The sequence below is a fragment of the Sorangiineae bacterium MSr11954 genome (assembly GCA_037157815.1).
Taxonomy (GTDB): Bacteria; Myxococcota_A; Polyangia; order Polyangiales; family Polyangiaceae; genus Pendulispora; species Pendulispora albinea.
In genome coordinates, this window is record CP089984.1 from 8,911,428 (window position 1) to 8,927,237 (window position 15,810).

The 15,810-nt window shown below is 65.3% G+C and carries 17 protein-coding genes; 13 read left to right on the plus strand and 4 right to left on the minus strand.

The annotated features are described in order from the left end of the window. Positions 1-77: 77 nt before the first annotated feature. The 4 genes from LZC94_34730 to LZC94_34745 all read left to right on the plus strand — a co-directional run bounded on the left by LZC94_34730 (position 78) and on the right by LZC94_34745 (position 4,187). On the plus strand, positions 78-1,316 hold the full coding sequence (locus LZC94_34730) for a hypothetical protein (protein WXB12994.1): 1,239 nt from the start codon (positions 78-80) through the stop codon (positions 1,314-1,316). Beyond that, the gene (locus LZC94_34735) at positions 1,313-2,161 is read left to right on the plus strand and encodes a hypothetical protein (protein WXB12995.1); all 849 of its coding nucleotides are present in this window, start codon (positions 1,313-1,315) and stop codon (positions 2,159-2,161) included. The genes LZC94_34730 and LZC94_34735 overlap by 4 nt, the downstream gene beginning before the upstream one ends. Beyond that, positions 2,158-2,859: a TlpA family protein disulfide reductase gene (locus LZC94_34740; GenBank protein WXB12996.1), complete on the plus strand. Its 702-nt coding sequence runs from the start codon at positions 2,158-2,160 to the stop codon at positions 2,857-2,859. The genes LZC94_34735 and LZC94_34740 overlap by 4 nt, the downstream gene beginning before the upstream one ends. 107 nt (positions 2,860-2,966) lie before the next feature. Next, entirely contained in the window at positions 2,967-4,187 is a 1,221-nt protein-coding gene (locus LZC94_34745) for an MFS transporter (protein WXB12997.1), read from the plus strand. On the opposite strand, the gene LZC94_34750 is transcribed toward LZC94_34745, so the two are convergent. Next, on the minus strand, positions 4,184-5,308 hold the full coding sequence (locus tag LZC94_34750) for an arginase family protein (GenBank protein ID WXB12998.1): 1,125 nt from the start codon (positions 5,306-5,308) through the stop codon (positions 4,184-4,186). The genes LZC94_34745 and LZC94_34750 overlap by 4 nt on opposite strands. 78 nt (positions 5,309-5,386) lie before the next feature. Between LZC94_34750 and LZC94_34755 the strand changes: the two genes are divergently transcribed. From LZC94_34755 to LZC94_34775, 5 genes are all read left to right on the plus strand, one after another. Further along, positions 5,387-5,743, plus strand: coding sequence for a DUF4398 domain-containing protein (locus LZC94_34755; protein ID WXB12999.1), 357 nt, complete (start codon positions 5,387-5,389; stop codon positions 5,741-5,743). Continuing rightward, complete coding sequence (locus tag LZC94_34760) at positions 5,740-6,588, plus strand: OmpA family protein (GenBank protein ID WXB13000.1); 849 nt, start codon at positions 5,740-5,742, stop codon at positions 6,586-6,588. Before LZC94_34755 ends, LZC94_34760 begins: the two co-directional genes overlap by 4 nt. A gap of 126 nt (positions 6,589-6,714) precedes the next feature. Then, entirely contained in the window at positions 6,715-7,092 is a 378-nt protein-coding gene (locus tag LZC94_34765; protein ID WXB13001.1) for a complement resistance protein TraT, read from the plus strand. A 147-nt stretch (positions 7,093-7,239) separates the two neighbouring features. Then, positions 7,240-8,199: a DUF533 domain-containing protein gene (locus tag LZC94_34770; GenBank protein ID WXB13002.1), complete on the plus strand. Its 960-nt coding sequence runs from the start codon at positions 7,240-7,242 to the stop codon at positions 8,197-8,199. Between the two features lie 70 nt (positions 8,200-8,269). Further along, on the plus strand, positions 8,270-8,698 hold the full coding sequence (locus tag LZC94_34775; GenBank protein WXB13003.1) for a TM2 domain-containing protein: 429 nt from the start codon (positions 8,270-8,272) through the stop codon (positions 8,696-8,698). An 18-nt stretch (positions 8,699-8,716) separates the two neighbouring features. Here the strand turns inward: LZC94_34775 and LZC94_34780 are convergent, their stop codons facing one another. Next, positions 8,717-9,058: a hypothetical protein gene (locus LZC94_34780; GenBank protein WXB13004.1), complete on the minus strand. Its 342-nt coding sequence runs from the start codon at positions 9,056-9,058 to the stop codon at positions 8,717-8,719. Between the two features lie 326 nt (positions 9,059-9,384). Then, positions 9,385-11,079, minus strand: a complete 1,695-nt coding sequence (locus LZC94_34785) for a serine/threonine protein phosphatase (protein WXB13005.1) — start codon at positions 11,077-11,079, stop codon at positions 9,385-9,387. A 164-nt stretch (positions 11,080-11,243) separates the two neighbouring features. Here LZC94_34785 and LZC94_34790 point away from each other — a divergent pair, with 164 nt between their 5' ends. The 4 genes from LZC94_34790 (at position 11,244) to LZC94_34805 (ending at position 15,141) form a co-directional block, all read left to right on the plus strand. After that, positions 11,244-12,200 carry a hypothetical protein gene (locus LZC94_34790; protein WXB13006.1) on the plus strand — a complete coding sequence of 319 codons (957 nt, stop codon included), beginning with the start codon at positions 11,244-11,246 and terminating at the stop codon, positions 12,198-12,200. Between the two features lie 41 nt (positions 12,201-12,241). Continuing rightward, a complete protein-coding gene (locus LZC94_34795; protein WXB13007.1) occupies positions 12,242-13,924 on the plus strand; it encodes an FHA domain-containing protein in 1,683 nt (560 codons plus the stop codon). A 7-nt stretch (positions 13,925-13,931) separates the two neighbouring features. Next, positions 13,932-14,843 carry a hypothetical protein gene (locus LZC94_34800; GenBank protein ID WXB13008.1) on the plus strand — a complete coding sequence of 304 codons (912 nt, stop codon included), beginning with the start codon at positions 13,932-13,934 and terminating at the stop codon, positions 14,841-14,843. A 64-nt stretch (positions 14,844-14,907) separates the two neighbouring features. Further along, positions 14,908-15,141: a hypothetical protein gene (locus LZC94_34805; GenBank protein WXB13009.1), complete on the plus strand. Its 234-nt coding sequence runs from the start codon at positions 14,908-14,910 to the stop codon at positions 15,139-15,141. Positions 15,142-15,458: 317 nt separating this feature from the next. On the opposite strand, the gene LZC94_34810 is transcribed toward LZC94_34805, so the two are convergent. Continuing rightward, positions 15,459-15,773 (minus strand): hypothetical protein, encoded by a 315-nt coding sequence (locus tag LZC94_34810; protein WXB13010.1) that lies wholly within the window; start codon positions 15,771-15,773, stop codon positions 15,459-15,461. Between the last annotated feature and the right edge of the window lie 37 nt (positions 15,774-15,810).

Here is a 15,810-nt window from a genome sequence, read left to right on the forward strand (position 1 = left end):
GAAACCCGCTACCTCGCGCGTTGTTCGACGAAGGTTTGACCCTGGAGGCAGAGGCGGTGCAACGTGCTCCCCACGCAATGCGAAATGCTCGACTTTTGGCCGTGCTCGCGCTGGTCGCCTCGTTCTTGGGGCTGGTCTTCGCCGCCTACTCCACGTACGACTATGCGCAGCACCTCGACCGGCAGATCCACGCCATCCACTGCAGCTTCATCCCGGGCGCCTCGGGCGATACCACCGCGGAAAATCCCTGCAAGGTCGCGCTCTTCAGCTCGTACTCGGCGCTCTTTCGCGAGTCGTACTGGGGCGGCGTGCCGATCTCGCTGTTTGCGGTCGGGGCCTTCAGCTTCTTTCTCGGCTACGCCTTGTACCTGCTGCTCTCGGGCTGGCGGACCCCGAAGCGAGCCTATCTGTTCTTTGGGGTGACGGGCCTCACCCCGCTTTGTGCCTCGCTGGTCATGTTCGTCATCTCGCTCACCCGATTGCATGCATTCTGCAAGGTTTGCGTGGGCATCTACTTCTCCTCGGCCCTCTTGGCCGCGGCCGCAGTCATGGCGCTGCTCCACTACCGCGCCATCGCCCACCGCCACCTGCCGTTCGATCCCATGGGCCCCACGGAGCCACAGGCCGGACCGGGCAGCCCGCTGCTCCTCGTGGGGTGGCTCGGCGCGCTGGGGCTCGCGGCCATCGTGCCGGCGCTCGTGTACGTGGCCGCGCTGCCCGACTACCGCCCTTACCTCTCCAACTGCGGAAAGCTGGAGGTGCAGCAGGAGCAGCACAACGCCTTGTTGAAGCTCCCCACGGCGCACCCGGTGAAGCCGGTGACCTTCTTCGAAGATCCGCTCTGCCCCACCTGTCGCGCCTTCCACGAGCGCCTGATCGACGAGGGCGTGCTCGAGAACTTGGACGTCACCCTCGTTTTGTTTCCGCTCGACAGCGACTGCAACTGGATGCTCGATCGCTCGCTGCACCCGGGCGCGTGCCTGCTCTCCAAGGCGGTGCTCTGCGGCGGAAGCCAATCGCGCGCGATCCTGGAGTGGTCGTACTCCGAGCAGGATAGCTTGCGCGAGCTGGGCAAGGGGAACCCGACCGCCATCGAGAAGAAGATCCGCGAGCGGTTCGGCAGCGACGTGATGTCGTGCGCCCAGGACAAGAAGACCGCCGTGCGGCTCACGCAACACTTGCACTATGCAGCCAATAACCACATCCCCGTCTCCACGCCCCAGATGTTCCTGGGCGACAAGCGCATTTGCGACGAGGACACCGATCTGGGGCTAAAGTACACGCTGTCCCAGCTTGCACCCGAGGTCTTGCGATGAGCGCCTACTCCCCTCCCCCGCGTCACGGCTCCGGCGATCCCCGTCATGGAAACCCGCGCGCCATGCACGCCGTCGATCCCCCTCCGCCCGAGGGCGGCGGGCGGCCGGCCTTTCTTCCGGCAGCCGTGGGCGCGGCCGCGGGCGTGGTCGTGCTCCTGGCGACCACCTTGACCGTGCGGGCCACGGTGAGCAATGCGTCGGACCGATTGAAGCATCCGCAAGCGGCGGCCGCGGTCGAGAGCAAGGTGGCGGTGGCCGATCAGAGCGAGGAGAAGTACTGCACCCCGAACTTCAAGACCGTGCTCCAGCGCGTGCTCAACGCGTGCGGCTTGGTGGGCGGCGAAGCGAGGCGGGGCTGCCAGCCGGCCGACGTGAAGACCTTCGCGTCCATCGACGACGACGACTTCAACGCGCTCTTCACCCCGCTGAAGGATCGCGGCGCCGTCATCATGTTCGACGACGCCTCCGAGACGCTCGACGCGGGGGCCAAGAAGCTCCTCGAGGAGCGCTGGCTCGATCGAAAGGGCGCCCGCTACTTCTTCATCGTGGCGCGCGCGTCGCGCACGGGCTCCGCCGAATACAACCGAACCCTCTCGCACAAGCGCGCCAACAGCGTGCACTTCTTCCTCCAGGAGCAGTTCAAAGATCCCGATCTGGAGAAGCAAGTCGGCATGCTCTGGCTCGGCAACGAGTTCGCCCAGCTCACCAAAGACTATTGCGATTGGCCCGCATCGCGCGGGGCCACCACGACCTCGCGCGGAGGAAAGGGCGGAGGAAAGAACGAGTGCAACCCCGACGCCATCAACCGGAGCGCCTTCGTATCATGGGTCGATTGCCGTCTATGAAGCTCGCGCCGCTCCGCGCCTTCGCGCTCGCGGGCGCGCTGGCTGCGCCGGCCCTCGCGGTGGCATCGGTCGCGAGCGGGTGCGACAAGTCCGATGCGCCCAGCGCGAGCACGCGCACGGCCGGGCGCAGCGAGGCCGTGGTGGCCACGGGAAATATGCCGACGGCGGCGCCCGCACCAGCCCCCGCGCCGCACCCGGCGGCGCCGTCGGGCCCGCGGAAGATTTGCGAGGGGGAGACGGTCGCGCGCACCTTGCCCAAGATGGCGCTGGCGCGCGCGCAGGTTCCGGGTGTGCCTCCGCTCGACGATAAAATTCCGACGGGGACCGGGCGATGGACGTGGTTGAACTTCTTCGCCGCGTGGTGCGGCCCCTGCAAAGAAGAGATCCCGCGCCTGCGCACCTGGGAGAAGAAGCTGGCGCAGGCGGGGACCCGCGTGGACCTCGTCTTCCTCTCCGTCGACGACGACGAGCGCCAGCTCGCCAAGTTCCTGGAGGCGCAGCCGCCGAGCGGCGTGCGGGCCGCGCTCTGGATCAAAGAAAACGTGCGCGAGGGTTGGCTGGGCTCGATGAAGATGAAGAACCCCCCCGAGCTGCCGGAGCATGCGCTCATCGATCCAACCGGACGCGTGCGCTGCGTGATCGAGGGCGCGCTCGAGGACACCGATTACGCGCCATTTGCGGCATATCTGGCCAAGTGAGCGCACCTACCGCCCATTCGCGCGACGAAGTCGCTCGCCGGAACGAGCCATCGACCCTAGAGTCACCGCCAAAATGGTGACCCCAGAAAATCGGAGCCCCGGGGAACATGGGGCTTAGGCTCTTTGCGTATCGAGACTTTCGTCTCTACCAGTGTGCGCGGTTCTTTCTCACCATCGCCATTCAAATGCAGAGCGTCGCCGTCGGCTGGCAGGTCTACGATCTGACGCGGCGGCCGCGCGATCTCGGCATCGTGGGGTTGGTGCAGTTTCTCCCGATGATCGGCCTATCCCCCATCACCGGGCACACAGCGGACCGGTTCGATCGGCGGCGCGTGATCCTGGTGTGCCAGCTCGGCATCGCCGCGTCGTCCTTGATGCTGCTCGCGTCCACGTTGGCGCACACCGAGCACGCGTATTTCATTTATGGCACATTGGTGCTCTTTGGCGCGGCGCGCGCGTTCTCGGGCCCCGCCGCCTCCGCGCTGACGACGCATTTGGTGCCCATGGCCGAATTTCCGGACGCCGTCGCGTGGGGCTCGAGCGTATGGCAAGCGGCGACGGTCATCGGGCCCGCGCTGGGCGGCGTGGTCTATGCCCTGTCGGGTGGGGCCGGCGGGGTGTATGCGCTGAGCGCGCTGCTGGCGCTGTCGGCGTTTGGGTGCGTGCTGTCCATGAAGGTGCGCACGGGGCGCATGGAGCGCTCGGCGCCTTCGCTCCAGACCTTGCTGGCCGGCGTGCGCTACGTGTTCTCGCAAAAGCTCATCTTGGGCTCCATTACATTGGATCTCTTCGCCGTGCTCCTGGGCGGCGCGGTGGCGCTTCTGCCCATCTTTGCGCGCGACATCCTGCACACGGGCCCCTGGGGCCTCGGCATCCTGCGGAGCGCTCCGGCGTTCGGCGCGCTGGTCATGGCGGTGTGGCTGGCGTTTCATCCGCTGCGCCGTCGCGCCGGGCTCACCATGTTCGCGTGCGTCGGGATCTTCGGGGTCGCCACCATCGTGTTTGCGCTCTCCAACGTGTACATGGTCTCGCTCGTGGCCTTGATGATCGCGGGCGCGGCCGACATGGTGAGCGTGGTGGTGCGCGGTACCTTGGTGCAAATTGCCACGCCGTCCGAGATGCGCGGGCGGGTCAGCGCCGTCAATCAGGTGTTCGTCGGGGCGTCGAACGAGCTCGGCGAATTCGAGTCGGGCCTCACCGCCGATTGGCTGGGCGTGGTGCCCGCCGCGGTGTTCGGGGGCTTCGCCACCTGCGCGGTGGTTGCAACCTGCATGTTTCTATTTCCGGCCCTGCGGCGCGTGGACCGGCTCGATAAAGCGATGCGCTAGCTACGCGCGCTGGGAGCGCTCCGGAGCGCGGCCTCGATGGTCGCCTCGATGTAGCGCGCTGCGAGCGCGACGGTGCGCTCCGAGCCACCGGGGGTGCGCTGCAGCGGCGGGGCCACCTCCATGACGTCGCCGGCGACCAGGCGAAAGTCCTGGCCCAATCGGCGGATGAGCGCCAGCACGAAATCGGGGTGAAGACCGTTGGGCTCGGGGGTGCCGGTGGCGTCGGCGAACTGCTCGTCGGTGCCGTCGATGTCGTTCGAAAAGTAGAGCGACTCGATGCCGCGCGCGCGCAAATGCGAGGCGATGGCGTCGATGGCGCGCTCGGGATCGGCGTTGCATTCATCGGCCCAGAATTGCCGGACTCCGGTCTGCGATTCCCAGTGCGCGCGCTCGTGGCGCGTCGCCCGAATACCGACTTGCACCATATGATCCGGCGACTCCAGCAGCCGGCTCGCGTGGTAGCTCCACGTGGCAAAGCAATAGCGAACACCCAGCCGCTGCTCGAGCAAATCGGTATGCGCGTCCATTTGCACGATGCCCCAACGGTCGCGCGTCCCCGAACCGCGCCGAGCCCGATGAAGCGCGGCCGATACGGGCCACGCGCACGAGTGATCGCCGCCCAGCACGATGGGCACCACCGTGGGGTTCACGGCAAAAATCAAATCGAGCGCGCGCTCGAGAATGGAAAGCGGCGACACCGGCAGACCCGCGGCGACATCCTCCTTCACCTGCGGATACAGCGCGCGGAGCGAGGCTCGTTTTTGCTCCGGCGAGAGCATGTCGTCGTGAAGCAGCTGCGGCACCACGAAGACATCGCCCACGTCGAGGATGTCTGGAGCGAGCGGCCCGCTCCGCAAAAGGGCCTGCCGGATCGCTTGCGGCCCCATGTTGGCGCCGCGCAAAAAGCCTGCGCCCACATCGGATGGGGCGCCAAGGAGCACGACCTTGGCACCGGCGAGAGCGCCCACGGCCGCGCGCCACTTCACGCCCACTTCCTCTTCGGAAGATGCAGCATAAATGTTTTTTTGCAGCTCGATTTGCTCCGCGCGCCCGGTGGAGACGAGAAAGAGCCCCCCGCCCGCGGGCCGGAGTAGGGTTACAAGCTCTTCATACGCATTCATCGAGCACATGGTATGGTCGACCGCGCCTCAGCAAAAGAGCCGAAAATGCGTGAGTGCTTTTCTCATACGAGGAGCCTGATGAAACACATTGCTTCAATTGCGGCGGCGGCCACAGCGCTCTCGCTCATGGTCGGGTGCGGCTCGTACCCTGCCCCCAACGATAAGCTGGTCAACTCGCAAGCGTCCCTTCGCGCGGCCCAAGAGGTCGGTGCACAAACCGACTCCCAGGGCGCGCTTCACATGAGGCTGGCGCAGGAGCAGATCGAGAAGGCCAAGCAACTGATGGCCGACGGAGACAACAAGCGCGCCGAGTTCCTCCTCCTGCGCGCCGAGGCCGACGCCGAGCTGGCGGTCGCCCTCGCCCGTCAACAGTCTGCGCGCAACGAGGCGCAGCAAGCTCTCGAGCAACTCAAGGCCCTCAAGGGGGGACGATGATCCGCGCGTACTCGAAGATCGCAGCCAGCCTCGCATTGACCACGTTCGTCGCCGGGTGTGGCTCGACCCCGCCGCCGAAGGAGCTCTTGGAAGCCCGCGCCGCCTACGAGAAGGCGCAAAAAGGTCAGGCGAACCAGATCAACCCGGCGCAGGTCCACGTGGCCAAGCAGGCGCTCGACCAGGCCGAGAAGGCCTACGACGATTCGCCGGGCGCGCCGGAGACGAGCGACCGCGCGTACATCGCGCTTCGCAAAGCCCAACTCGCCGAGGCGCAGGCCGGCATGATGGCCGCCGAACGCGAGCGCGATCAGGCGCAGAAGGATCTCGGCAAGAAGACCGGGCAGGAGCTGGAGTCGGCGCGCAAGCAGCTCGAGGCCGAGCAGCAGCGCTCGAAGATGACGCAGCAGCAGCTCGAAGAGGAGCGACGCCGCACCAAGGAGGCGCTCGATAACCTCGCCAAGATGGCCGAGGTCAAAAACGACAACCGCGGCATGGTCATCACCCTGTCGGGGCAGGTCCTTTTTGCATCGGGTGCGTCGGCTTTGCTGCCCGCCGCCATGAGCGCGCTCGACAATGTCGTCACCGCGCTCAAGGCCAACCCCGATCGCAACATCACCATCGAAGGTCACACCGACTCGCAAGGCCAGCGCTCGTTCAACATGGACCTGTCGCAAAAGCGAGCCGACTCCGTGCGCCAGTACATCTCTTCGCACGGGATTCCGTCGGAAATCATCCGCGCCGTGGGCGTGGGGCCCGATCGCCCGGTCGCAAGCAACTCCACGGCCGAGGGTCGCGCGAACAACCGGCGCGTCGAGATCATCGTCTCGCCGCCCGAGCGCAAGTAGAGCAACGCAGCGAGCGGGTGCCGTAGTCACACTACGGCATACACGTTGCTGGTGTGCGCGTGCTGGCCGGCCGGCTCACCGCCCCTTTTGGGCGTGTTTGACGGTGCCGACCAGCACGGTGGACCAATGGCGTGGACACAACGAGAACGAGAGCTGCGCGAAGCGGGGATCCCCCTTCGTTCCGATGCTTCCATCGCGGCCGGGGCGCTATCGGGCGCGGTGGCTGGCATCAGCGCGGGAGCTTTCGCGGGCCCATCGGGTGCGATGGTGGGAGCTTTCATCGGGGGCGCCGTCGGCGTCGTGGCCGGGCGTGCCATCGAAGTGCACACGGCGCAGGAGGATGCGACGCAAGAGGAGCTCGATCAACAGATCGGCATCATCGGTGGCGATCTTGGAGCCGCCGACATTCCTGCCTCGGCGCCCGGCTACGTGGTCTTCCCCGAGGACACGGACGAGAACGTTCCAAGCACGGTTCGCCTGCCGCCCACCCGTTCGCGGAAGTAGCAGAAGAAGTCGACGAGGCGAGGTCCGCAAAGCGGGCGAAGCGCCGCGCGCAAAGAGGCTGGAACGCGATGCACGGCGTCACCGGCGACGTGACAAATGCGCGGCGCGCTTGACGACGGATGACTTCGCCGGTCTCCTAGTGGGACCATGATTAGTGTTACCGAAGGGCTGGCTGGACTGCGCATCCTCGTGGCCATCGCGAAGGCCGATGGCAAGCTGATGGACGAGGAGCGCAACGCGCTCGAAGAGGCTCTCGGGGAGGTGCAGCTCCCCGAAGGGATCACCCTCGACACCTTGCTGGACGAGCCGGTGGACGTCGAGGCGCAGATCGAGCGCATCGTCTCCCCGGAGGCCCGGCGGGAAACGTACCAAGCGGCCGTGAACATCTCGATGGTCGACGGGGACTGCGATCCTTCGGAGAAGCAGATCCTCGATCGGCTCGAGGTGGCCTTCGGGCTCGAGCAACCCCGTCCGCAGACGCAGCCCAGCTTCTTGTCGGATCTGGTGACCGAAACGAAGGACACGATTTTGCCGAGCCACATCAAGCGGATCGACGATCCGAAGAAGCGCGCGGCGGAGGTGTCCGAGGACATTCTCAAGTACGCGATCATGAGCGCGGTGCTCGGCGCATTCCCCGTACCGGGCATCGCCATCGCGACGGATATCGCGGTGGTTGCCATGCAAGCAAAGCTGGTGCGCGACATCGGTCAGTATTACGGCAACACCATGGACAAAAAAGCCGTCGGCTCGCTCCTCGGCGGCGTGGTCGGCGGCGCCGGCATGCGCATCGCCGTAAACAATCTCGCGAAGCTCGTTCCGGGATGGGGCAGCGTCGTCGGCGCCACCACGTCCTTTGCGACCACGTGGGGCATCGGCAAAGTAGCGGACCGCTATTTCGAAAGCGGCGGAACCGTCACCGCCGCCGAGCTCCGCGCGGAGTTCAAGAGCGCGAAAAAAGACGGCAAGACCATCTACAACGAGAACAAAGAATCGGTCGCCGCCAAAGCCGACCGAACGAAGGCCACACTCGAAGCGCTCAATGCCGATTTGGCGGCCCAAAAGATCACGCAAGCCGAATACGACGAACGGGTCGAAAAGCTTGCTTAGCGCCCACATCGTTCTTACGTCCATCCTTGTCCTTCGACCGAACCCGGTCGGACACGGGAGATAACGAACGATGCAAGGTGGCAATCCTCCTCCTCCTGGCGGTGGCGGCGGCGGCGGTCCAGGTGGTGGCTACGGACAAGGTCCGAACAACGCATACGGCGGCGGCTATGGTCCACCTCCTCCTGCTGGCATGTCGGGTATGCCTGGTATGCCGATGGGTCCCCCTCCCGGCGCGGGTCCGGGCGCACCGTATGGCATCGATCCGGTAACGGGCATTCCTTTCTCCGACAAGAGCAAGGTCGTCGCTGCCCTTCTCCAATTTTTCCTTGGCTGGCTGGGCGCCGGCCGTTTCTACACGGGCCACACCGGCATCGCCATCGCACAGATCCTGGCGTCGCTCACCTGTATCGGGTGGATCTGGCCGATCGTCGATGGGATCATGATGCTCACGGGCAAGGTCACGGACGCGCAAGGCCGTCCGCTGCGCGATGGGGTTTAGGAAGCAGGCGAACACTCCTCACGGTTCGCGCGGCTTCTTTGCCGAAGCAGCCAACTCGAGCCGTTTCTTCCAATAGAGCGGTCTCCGCTTGAGATGTTCACACGCGAGCACCACGATGTTCGCTGGCGATACGAGCAAATACGCCAAAGCATAGGGCCAGGGCCGCGGAAAGAGGGCTCGACGGACGTTCTCATGGGTCGTGAACCGATGCCTCGGAAAACCGAGCGGACCATTCTTGATTGCGTCCAGCATCCCGTTGACCGCACCCTGAAATGCGAGGCCGAGCCCCGCGCGTCGTGACTCGTAGAACTCACGACTCTCGAGGATCTCGAGGGCGGCTTCGGGAGCGATTGCAATCATTTGCGTGAAGCAAGCAGTTGCGCCAAGTGTGCGCGGGCATCGTTCGGTGGCATCTCGAAGAGAGCGTCGAGCTGCTCACGCGAGAGCGCGTTCGCTTGGCCGCTCAACGCACGCTGGGCACGTTCATCGATTTCTTCGCCCCATGCGCGAGCAATGTCCACGTCTTCGACCAGCAGTTCCGCATCGAGCTCCGTTCGCTCTTCATCGCTCAGCTCCCCCATCAGCTCGACAATGTGACGGACGCGTGGAGACGTGGAAGAAGTGGCTGCCATCCTCCAAGGATACGACCGCCCGTCTTCGTTGCAAATCACGGCCGGAGCACCCCCTCAATCCCGACGGTGCGCGATCTCCGGGGGGGCTTGGAAGAAGCCGTTGCGTTGGGGATCGTTGTAGGCGCGGTAGTCGGGGGCCCAGGGGGTGATGGTGCCGTTGCCGTCGGGGTCGAGGAGGAGCGTGAGCGCCATGGGGGTGACGGAGCGGTAGCTGCTGTCGAGCGGGAGATCGTTGTTGTCGCGGCCCCCGGCGGAGAAGAGCGTGAAGAGTTGCGCGTGCTCGTCGTCGTAGGTGCGCTCGAAGCCTGCGTTCACCTTTTCGTGACCGCGCACCAACGTGTGGCACCCCATACGCTGCAAGAACGCGCGCAGCTGTAGCTTGCCGAATGGGAAGCGCGCCGACTTTTCTTGGAGCTCGGCGGGGACGACGTCGACCCGGCTCGGATCGCTCCACATCATTTGAAAGCGAAGCTCCACGTCGTTGAGGCTCGAGAGATCGCGCCAGCGCTCCTTGAGCAGACGATCGCGCGGGATGCCGCCGTGCACGAACACGAAGCGATCGAACAGCAAGGTGTTCGGGAGCCGCTCGAAGAGGTGCGCGTAGTGGCGGAAGACGTCGAGCGGCAGGTGCGGCTTGAGCGTGTTGATCGACTCCGCCGGCTTTACGCCGCCGTAGACGTTGCCGTTGTACTCCACGTAGTACTCGTGGTTCCCGCGCAGCGCCACCACGTGATCGGGCGCCGTGGCAAACAGCTGCAGCACCGTGCGCAGAACGCCGTTGAGGCTGAATAGACCGCGGTCGATGTAGTCGCCCAAGAGCACCAACTTCGGCTCCGGCACCGACGTGGGATCGCGCTGGAACGCCGTCACCTTCTCGAAGAACCGCGACTGGATCAACGTGGCCTTCAGCACGCTGTAGCAGCCGTGCAAATCGCCCAGCACGATCAGCTCGTACGCGCGCTTGGGCACCGGACGCGTCACGTACGTAAAGCCGTCGAGGAACGACTCGCCGCTCGGGATCTCGCCCACGTTGGTCTTCCCCGCGAGCTTCCCCTTCCCGTGCGCCCGCTGCTTCTCCAGGATCCCGAGCACCCGATCGATGAGATCCCGATCGCGCCCGGCTTGCTCCAGGATCTTCTTGCGGTCCGCCGAGTAGTGGAACTCCGCGGGCACGAAGAACGGATGGTTCTCACCGGTGGCCGCGTACCTTCGCGGGGGCTCCACCCGAACGTGGGCCACCGCATCTTCGTCGTCGACCAGCTCCAGATCGACCTCGGTCGAGAGCAGCGCCGCCAGCTCCGCGCGAAACTTGAGCTCCGCCGGATGTGCGTGTCCATCGGCCAGCAGAAGCTCGTCGATGGTGGCCATCAGCTGCTCCTGGCCCGCCCGATCGAAGCTTTGGAAGATCTCGAAGCATCGAACTTTCAGCTTCGTGTGCACGAACGCCGACGGGTCCTCGTCCTTTTGTACCGGCTCGGCAAAAAGTTCCTGGATACGAGAATCGATGCCCTCGAACACTTCATGGAAATGAGCCGTAAATTTCTCGATGATTTCCGAACGAAAGGCGGGATCGGCGTCCGCCATGGCCGTCTCCGCACGGTGTACGACAAGCTTGCGGATGTAGGCGCGCACGAAGCTCTTCTCCGTCGCGTCGAAGTCACCATCGATGTACCCGAATGTCGTCAGGTAAAAGATGATGGCGTGCATCTCCTGCTCGGCCTTGTCGGGATCGGGGCTAAACGTCAGCATGGCGATCTCCATCATACGAAACTATTCTGGCAAACATGACGAGAAGGCTTCTTGCCGGGTCACGTACGACGCCGTGTTCCCGTGAGGTCGCTCCATTTCCACGTTTTCCACGTTCTGCAGGTCTTGCCCCCACGCGTGCTGCACTCTCTGCGCTCACCCTCATCATGGTGGCATGCAGCGGCGGCGGCGAAAGCTCAGGGCCGGGCGGAAAAGACGGTCCTGGCGGTGGCCAAAGGCCACCCAACGACACGACCTCGGGGATCCCGAGCGGTGGCGTCCTCGGCCCGGGCTGCAAGGTGTTCCCGCCCGACAACCCCTGGAACAAGGACATCTCGAACGCCGAGGTCGATCCCAACTCGGATCGGTACATCGACGCACTCGGCAAGGACAAGAAGGTTCATCCCGACTTTGGCGCCGAGCCCCAGTACGGCATGCCGTACATCCTCATTTCCGGCGCACAACCCAGGCTCGGGGTGACCTTCGAGCAGCACCGCGAGAGCGATCCCGGGCCCTACCCGATCCCGCTCAACGCGCCAGTGGAAGGCGCGGGCGAGGCCGGTGACCGTCATGTGCTGGCCGTCGATCGCGACCAGTGCATGCTGTACGAGCTCTACTCCGCCGAGGTCAAGGACGGAGCGTGGACCGCCTACTCCGGCGCGGTGTTCGACTTGAAGACGAACAAACTGCGCCCCGACGGCTGGACATCCGCCGACGCTGCAGGTTTGCCCATCTTCCCGGGGCTCGTTCGCTACGAAGAGGCGGCCACCAACGGTGAGATCAAGCATGCGCTCCGCTTCACCGGCGCCAAGACGCAAAATGCCTTCGTGCGCCCGGCCACCCACGCCAGCGGCAGCACCACCGATCTTAACGTCCCCCCCATGGGGGCCCGCTTCCGCCTGAAAAAGACCTTCGACATCAGCAAGTTCACGGGGGTGCCGAAGGCCGTGCTGACCGCGCTGGCCCGCTACGGCATGTTCCTCGCCGACAAAGGGTCGAGTTGGTACATCTCGGGCGAGAGCAACCCCCAGTGGACCAGCAAGGACTTGGAGCCGCTCAAGACCATCCCCGGATCGGCCTTCGAGGTCGTGAAAATCGACGAGATCGTCAAAAATCCGGAGTGATTCGTACACGCGCGGAATGCTTGCTATAAACTCTTGCTGACATGACCGCAGTCCCGAGCGGGCGTACCAGCGCATCGAAAGTTGCCAAGTGGCTCGTCGACCGTGCGCGCGTGGACGATGCCATTATGGTGCTCTGCGCCTACGCCACCAGCGGACCGAACGACGCGGAGGGTCAACAGCTCCTCGCCGAAGCGCTGCGCCTGGATCCGAGCTCACCCCTCGCGCGCCAGGCGTTCGAGCGCATGGAGGGCATCGCCGGCGACCACGCGTTGCTCGAGCAAGCCATCCACCGCTTCAACGGCGATGCGCTCTCGCGCTTCGAGCGGGAGATGCAGCCCGCCGGGTTTCGCCGCGCGCAGGTCGGTTTCAACAACAACGTCAAGTACAAGGGTCGGGTCTTCCACGTGCAAACGGAGGACTCGGGGCTCGATCGCCCGCACATCATCACGCACCTGTTTGCCGACGGCGGGCGCATCGTCAAGACGCACAAGCGCAACTACGGCGAGCACATCGCGCGCGAGGAGGCCGAGGGCAACATCGCGCTGTTCGTGCGGGCGCTGATGAAGGGGCAGCACATGGAGATGCTGCTCATGCTGCGCGAGGGCCGCTTCGACGCCGTCGTCGAAGGACGCGCGGCCGGCGGCATCGAGGTCCTGGTGGACCCGCCCAATGTCGACGTCAAACGGCTCGGCAAGCGCAAGACCACCAAATCCGCCGACGGCACCGCCGACGCCGTTCCTTCGAGCCCTGCCCTCTCCAAGGCCGAGCCGTCGGGCCTGAATGTGTCGGCCGCCGCCAGCGGTGGGCATCCGACCTCGTCGAGCGGGCCGCCGCCTCCGAGCGTCAACGCGTCGGCCGCGACCAGCGGCGGCTATCCAGGCGTGAATGCGTCGGCTGCGGCCAGCGGCGGCTATCCGGGCGTGAGCCCGCCGATCGCCCCGGGCGGCATCCCTCCGCTGAGCAGCCGCTCGGCCCTCATGAACCCGGCCGCCTCCGACGCGGAGCTCGAGTCCGCGCCGGCCACGGTGGTCGATCCCTCGGCGGCCTTGGCAGCCATCGCGGCCACCGCGATGCCGCCGGCGTTTTTTCATCTGATCGTGCAGCGAAGCTTGGTGGGAGGTCCCGACAAGTACTCCGTCCGCGAAGACGAAGCGATCATGGGGCGCGAGGGGTCGATTCAAATCGCCGACGCGTTCTGCCACGCGCGCGAGGCCGTCTTCCGCTTCCGCGAGGGCCGATTGTGGCTCGAAGATTTCGAGGGCGGCAACGGTGCCTTCTTGCGCATTCGCTCGCGGGTGGAGCTCACGGCGGGGGACGAGTTCATCGTCGGCGACCAGCTCTTTCGCGTCGAGAAGAACCCGGTGGCCGACGACGGCCCCGATCCCGACCCCACGTACTTCTATTCGTCGCCCAAGTGGCCATCGGCCTTCCGCGTGGTGCAAATCTTCGAGGGCGGCGCCGTGGGGGCGTGTGCGGTATCGCGCGGCGGGATGGTGCAAATCGGGGCCGCGATCGGGGACATCGTGTGCCCGCACGATCCCTTGTTGAGCGAGCAACATTGTGTGCTGGAGGAGCAGGCGGAGGTCGTGGTCCTCACCGACTTGGACTCGCGCACGGGGGTCTTCGTCCGGCTCCAAGGTGAGGGCGAGCTTTTGGACGGTGACGAAATCCTGGTTGGACGGACGCGTCTGCTTGTGGACTTAAGCCCCTGGGAGGCTCGATGATGCAGCGATGTCGCGTCCTTTCTTCCAGCGAAAGCTCCTTTCGCTCGCCGCACTGACCGCTTATCTAACCGCCGCCGCACCGCCAGCCTTTGCGCAGCAGGCCGCGCCCACGGGCCCCGACGCCGTTTATCTCAAGGACAACAACGTCATCCGCGGCACCTTGAGTGAAATCGTGGTGGGCGATCACGTGACGGTGATGCTCAGCACCGGGCAGACGGCGCGCATCCTCTGGGCCTTCGTCGCCCGCATCGATCACAACGGCCAACCCGTCGACACCTCGGCGCACGCCCCGCCCCTCACGTCCCCGGCCACCGCTCCCCCGGCCCCCTCGGGCAATGTCACCGTGCACATCGAAGGCAGCGAGGTCACGCTCGAACAACTGAGCGGCGGCTCCTGGGTGGGCGTCTGCTCGACCCCGTGCGACCGCCCGCTCCCGGTGGGCCCGAGCTACCGCATCGTGGGCGACGGCGTTCGCAATTCCCGAGCGTTCCAGCTCGCGGGCCAAAACGGCGACCGCGTGGTACTCGACGTGAACACGGCCTCCAAGGGCGGCTTCGCGGGCGGCATCGTCCTCATCAGCGTAGGCTCGCCGTTCATCCTCATCGGCGGCTTGACCCTGCTCATCGTCGCCGCCGTCAACGGCAGCGGCCACCAAAACACCGGCAACGCCGCAACCATCGGCGGCATCATGCTCGGCGGCGGCGTCGCGAGCCTCGTCATTGGTCTGGTGCTCGTCACCGGCAACTCGAGCACCAAAGTCGATCAGTCCCTCGGCGGGCCGGCCCCCAAAGCCGCCTGGCTATCGGGCCTCGAAATGGCGAAAACGGAGCCCGCCCGTTCCCCCATCTTCCGCGATGACACGTCGACCGCGAGCCTTCCCAAGGCGCCGATGGTGCCGATCTTCAGCGGGTCGTTTTGACGGCCTTGGCGATGTAACGGCGCTTTCGAGCCGTGGTGCGAGCTCTGTCGCTTGTGGCGCAATCGTGCTGGCGCGCGCCGAGAGAGAGGCGTACATTTTCCTTGTTATGGCGAACGCAGTCAGGAATACGCCGGAGGTCGAGCTCGAAACCATGGTTGCCGATGACCATGACGAGCTCGATGTCGACGAGCGTGCGCGCCTCCATCTTGCGCTCGATCGAGCCGATGAGCAGCTGCGCGACGGGCGTTGGCTCGATGGCGAGGATGTCATCGCACGTCTGAAGCGCAACACGCCGTGACGCGACTTCGCATCGCGCAGGGCGCGGATGCTCAGATTCGCCGAATCGACGTCTGGTGGCGAGAGAATCGCCCCGCGGCGCCGGCCATGTTTGCCGAGGCCCTAGCCGGTATGCTCCAAGCGCTCCTTGTCATGCCTACGCGAGGCGCGCACTACAGCACGCGAAGAGGCGTACCGATCAAGCGCGTGCTCGTCGGAGCAACCCGGTACCACCTGTACTTCTCATACGACAAAAAGGCAGACATCGTAGAGATACGTGCCGTTTGGCACGCCTCCCGTGGGCGGGGCCCCCAACTTGGATAACGACGCTTACGAAACTCAGGAACGCGTGCGGATCGGGATGAACCGTTCCGCGCGACAGTTCCACGCGTAGGCGAAGGTCAGTCGGTAGATGACGAAGAACCCTATTGTGGTCCAAAAGGGGAACGTCCAGAGGCTGACCTCATGGGCGCGGCCTGCGACGGCGAGCAAGGCGTCCATGAAGGCGCCTGTGAAGATGCCGTAGAGGGCTGCGAGAAGGGCCACGCGCTTCGACGTCATCCGCTCGTAAGGTTCGGGACGTAGGAAGAGGAAAGGCCACCAGTTGGAATCGATGTCGCTGAGGAAATTGAGAACGTCTTCTACCTGTCGCACGTGAAAGAAGTATTAGCATGCCCAACGCAGTGCGTCC